Origin of the sequence: Citrobacter sp. Colony219, from assembly GCF_019382635.1 — a bacterium.
Lineage (GTDB): Bacteria > Pseudomonadota > Gammaproteobacteria > Enterobacterales > Enterobacteriaceae > Citrobacter > Citrobacter youngae.
In genome coordinates this window covers 4,292,171-4,296,198 of sequence record NZ_CP080033.1, presented here as the reverse complement: position 1 = coordinate 4,296,198, position 4,028 = coordinate 4,292,171, and the positions used below count along the sequence as shown (strand labels likewise).

Here is a 4,028-nt window from a genome sequence, read left to right as displayed (position 1 = left end):
CGATCTGCTCGTCGGTAAACAGGTTCTTTTCCGGCGGCTTGCGCGGGCCTTTGTTGCGGTTCGCCACGTTGGGGTTAAGGTCGGCCTCGTTGCCGCCGTCGTTAAATTTGCCGATGCGGGCATGGCGTTCTGACTGGCGCGCCAGCAGGTCAATCTCTTTGAAGTCTTTCCCTTCTTTCTGCTCCTTCATGATGAGCTGGCAGTAACGTGCGGCGGTGGTGAGCTGCATCTGATCCAGCGGGCCATACTTGCCCCACTCGTCGCGCTTCTTCCAGCTGTGAACGGTTGCAACTTTCTCGCCCAGCATTTCAGCAATGCGGGCTACGCGGTATCCCTGAAAGTACAGCAGCATGGCCTGCCGACGGGGATCGAGGTCTGCGGGGGGCAGTGTGGTGTTCATGACACAAGCCTACGGCCTTGACTGGCGGCTTTCCCCGGCGGCGGATTGTGTGACTGACCCTACAAGTGCCGCGCGTTGTTTCATGCCCCCCATCACCGCAACCATAAGGCTCCAGTAAGTTATTTTTAACGGAGCACGGCTCATGACAGTGAAAGCAAAGCGTTTCCGCATCGGGGTGGAAGGTGCCACCACCGACGGACGCGAAATCCAGCGTGAATGGCTGGAACAGATGGCTGCCAGCTACAACCCGACGGTCTACACCGCGCTGATCAACCTGGAGCACATCAAGTCTTACTCCCCGGACAGTGCCTTCAACCGTTACGGCAAAGTGACGGCGCTGGTTGCAGAAGAAATCCAGGACGGTCCGCTGGCGGGCAAGATGGCACTTTACGCTGATGTTGAGCCGACGGACTCCCTGGTGGCGCTGGTGAAGAAAGGCCAGAAGCTGTTTACCTCCATGGAGGTCAGCCCGAAGTTTGCCGACACCGGTAAAGCCTATCTTGTGGGACTGGCGGCGACTGACGATCCGGCGAGTCTCGGCACCGAAATGCTGACCTTCAGCGCCAGTGCCACGCATAACCCGCTGGCGAACCGCAAGCAGAACCCTGAAAACCTGTTTACCGCCGCCGAAGAAACGGCGATCGAACTGGAAGAAACCCAGGACGATAAGCCGTCCCTGTTTGCCCGCGTCACCGCGTTGTTCACCAAAAAAGAGCAGACCGATGAGGCGCTTTTCTCTGACGTGCATCAGGCCGTGGAGCTGGTCGCTACCGAACAACAGAACCTGAGCGAACGCACGGATAAATCCCTGGCTGAAAACGGTGAACGCCTTTCCGCGCTGGAGTCCTCCCTGCAGGAACAGCAGTCCGCCTTTGCTGAGCTTGAGCAGAAGCTGAGCCGTGAAGACAGTCGCCAGGACTACCGCCAGCGCGCGCCGGGCGGTGACGCACCGGCAGGCACCCTGACCAATTGCTGATGGAGCATAAAACCCGATGAAAAAGAAAACCCGCTTTGCCTTTAACGCCTACCTGCAGCAACTGGCGCGCCTGAACGGTGTGGAGGTTGAAGAACTTTCCAGCAAGTTCACCGTGGAGCCGACCGTGCAGCAGACGCTGGAAGACCAGATCCAGCAGTCTGCCGCATTCCTGACGCTGATTAATATCACGCCGGTCACTGAGCAGTCCGGTCAGTTGCTGGGGCTGGGCGTGGGCAGCACCATTGCCGGAACCACCGATACCACAACCAAAGAGCGCGAACCTACCGATCCGATGCTGATGGAGGACGCGGAATATAAATGCGAACAGACCAACTTTGACACGGTGCTGACCTACGCGAAGCTGGACCTGTGGGCGAAGTTCCAGGACTTCCAGGTGCGTATYCGCAACGCCATCRTCAARCGTCAGGCGCTGGACYRCATCAYSATYGGCTTTAACGGYGTGAAGCGCGCCAAAACCTCTAACCGTGGTGAAAACCCGCTGCTGCAGGACGTTAATAAAGGCTGGCTGCAGAAAATCCGCGAAGACGCGCCGGATCATGTCATGGGCAGCAAAACCACCGAAGACGGCACCACTACTGCAGAGCCGGTAAAAGTTGGTCCGGGTGGCAAGTACGTAAATCTGGACGCGGTGGTGATGGATGCCGTCAACGAGCTGATCGATGTGGAGTATCAGGATGATGACGATCTGGTGGTTGTCTGCGGGCGTGAACTGCTGGCTGACAAATATTTCCCGCTGGTCAACAAAGAGCAGGACAACAGCGAAAAAATCTCTGCCGATCTGATCATCAGCCAGAAACGCATGGGTGGCCTGCAGGCCGTGCGCGCGCCTTTCTTCCCGGCAAATTCCCTGCTGATCACCCGTCTGGATAACCTGTCCATCTACTGGCAGGAAGACACCCGCCGCCGTTCTGTTATCGACAACCCGAAACGTGACCGGATTGAAAACTTTGAATCCGTCAACGAGGCGTATGTGGTCGAGGACTATCGCTGCGCGGCGCTGGTTGAAAACATCGAAATCGGTGATTTCACCCCGCCTGCAGCAGAAACAGAAGCCGGAGAGTAACGAATGAGCCTGAGTCCCGCACGGCAGCACCGCCTGCGCATTCAGGCCGAACAGGCCGCCCGTGAGGGCGGCAGTGTTCGCCATGCCTCGGGCTATGACCTGATGCTGCTGCAACTGGCAGAAGACCGTCGCCGCCTCAGGGGCATCCAGTCCACGGTGAAAAAGGCGGCGATTAAGGTGGAGCTGCTGCCGAAATATGCCGCCTGGGCAGACGGCGTGCTGGCTGCCGGAGCTGCGCAGCAGGATGACGTGCTGATGTACGTGATGTTGTGGCGTATCGATGCCGGTGACTATGCCGGTGCGCTGGAAATTGGGCGTCATGCGCTGCGCCATGGCTGGGTGATGCCGCTGGGCAACCGCAACGTGCAGACCGTGCTGGCAGAGGAAATGGCGGACTCTGCGCAAAGTGCCCTGCTTGCCGCAACCGATTTTGACGCTGATCTGCTCCTGCAGGCGCTGGACCTGACAACCGATCTGGATATGCCGGACCAGTCGCGGGCGCGCCTGCATAAAGCCATCGGTGCGGTGCTGAGTGAAAACAACCCGGCATCTGCCCTGAATCACCTCACGCATGCGCTGCAACTGGACTCCCGTTGCGGCGTGAAAAAAGAAAAGCAGCAGCTGGAGCGCAGACTGCGCAATGACAGCCGCTAACGAACGTGCCCCGCGCACGGGCGGCACGGGGTGGCGAAAGGCATTGCCTCATCAAAACTCCGTTCACCGCCCTCTATTTCAGGAGAAAGCCGCATGAAGTTTATTGCGCCCGAACAGGCACCGGAACAGGCGGAGGTCATCAAAAATACGCCGTTCTGGCCGGATGTGGATCTGGCGGAATTTCGCAGTGTGATGCGCACTGACGGCACGGTGACGCAGCCGCGTTTAAAGCAGGTGGTGCTGACGGCGATTTCTGAGGTTAACGCTGAGTTGTACGACTTTCGCAACCGCCAGCAGATGCTGGGCTACCGGGCACTGGCTGAGGTTCCGGCGGACATGCTGGACGGCAAAAGTGAGCGGATACAGCACTACCACAACGCCGTTTTTTGCTGGGCGCGCGCCGTGCTTAATGAGCGTTATCAGGACTATGACGCCACGGCGTCTGGCGTGAAGCGAGGGGAAGAACTGGCGGAGGCCAGTGGCGATCTGTGGCGTGATGCCCGCTGGGCCATCAGCCGGGTGCAGGATGCACCGCACTGTACGGTGGAGCTTATCTGATGAAAGTGTGTGCGCACCAGTATGACACGGTGGACGCGCTTTGCTGGCGTCATTACGGGCGCACGCAGGGTGTCACGGAGCAGGTTCTTCAGGCAAATCCGGGGCTGGCTGAATACGGCCCCTTTTTACCGCACGGGCTGCAGGTGGAGCTGCCGGACATTCCGGTATCAACCACGGCGCAGACCGTCCAGCTATGGGACTGAATGATGACGCTTGAACGAATCAGCGCCTTTATCACTTACTGCATCGCCGTGCTGCTGGCATGGCTGGGCGATCTGTCGCTCAAGGATGCGTCAACGGTTGGCGGTGTACTGATTGGTGTGCTGATGCTGGCGATCAACTGGTACTACAAACAC

At 58.7% G+C, this 4,028-nt stretch carries 6 protein-coding genes and 2 pseudogenes; 6 read left to right on the top strand and 2 right to left on the bottom strand.

Annotation, left to right across the window (positions count from 1 at the left end; translation table 11 throughout):
• Nucleotides 1-400 (bottom strand): annotated as a pseudogene (locus tag JTI85_RS21600) (oxidoreductase); the annotation flags it as partial.
• Between the two features lie 142 nt (nucleotides 401-542).
• Here JTI85_RS21600 and JTI85_RS18980 point away from each other — a divergent pair.
• The 3 genes and pseudogenes from JTI85_RS18980 to gpM all read left to right on the top strand — a co-directional run.
• A complete protein-coding gene (locus JTI85_RS18980) occupies nucleotides 543-1,376 on the top strand; it encodes a GPO family capsid scaffolding protein (protein WP_219351896.1) in 834 nt (277 codons plus the stop codon).
• 16 nt (nucleotides 1,377-1,392) lie between these two features.
• A complete protein-coding gene (locus JTI85_RS18975) occupies nucleotides 1,393-2,460 on the top strand; it encodes a phage major capsid protein, P2 family (RefSeq protein ID WP_219351894.1) in 1,068 nt (355 codons plus the stop codon).
• Between the two features lie 3 nt (nucleotides 2,461-2,463).
• Nucleotides 2,464-2,892 (top strand): annotated as a pseudogene (gene gpM / locus JTI85_RS18970) (phage terminase small subunit); the annotation flags it as partial.
• 128 nt (nucleotides 2,893-3,020) lie between these two features.
• Here gpM and JTI85_RS21800 read toward each other — a convergent pair.
• A complete protein-coding gene (locus JTI85_RS21800; RefSeq protein WP_370609823.1) occupies nucleotides 3,021-3,101 on the bottom strand; it encodes a (2Fe-2S)-binding protein in 81 nt (26 codons plus the stop codon).
• 106 nt (nucleotides 3,102-3,207) lie between these two features.
• Here JTI85_RS21800 and JTI85_RS18965 point away from each other — a divergent pair, with 106 nt between their 5' ends.
• The 3 genes from JTI85_RS18965 to JTI85_RS18955 all read left to right on the top strand — a co-directional run.
• Nucleotides 3,208-3,672, top strand: coding sequence for a head completion/stabilization protein (locus tag JTI85_RS18965; RefSeq protein WP_219351891.1), 465 nt, complete (start codon nucleotides 3,208-3,210; stop codon nucleotides 3,670-3,672).
• Nucleotides 3,672-3,875: a tail protein X gene (locus JTI85_RS18960; RefSeq protein ID WP_219351889.1), complete on the top strand. Its 204-nt coding sequence runs from the start codon at nucleotides 3,672-3,674 to the stop codon at nucleotides 3,873-3,875. Before JTI85_RS18965 ends, JTI85_RS18960 begins: the two co-directional genes overlap by 1 nt.
• 3 nt (nucleotides 3,876-3,878) lie before the next feature.
• Nucleotides 3,879-4,028 (top strand): HP1 family phage holin (locus JTI85_RS18955; protein ID WP_204553167.1); only part of this gene is annotated, 150 nt, incomplete at its 3' end.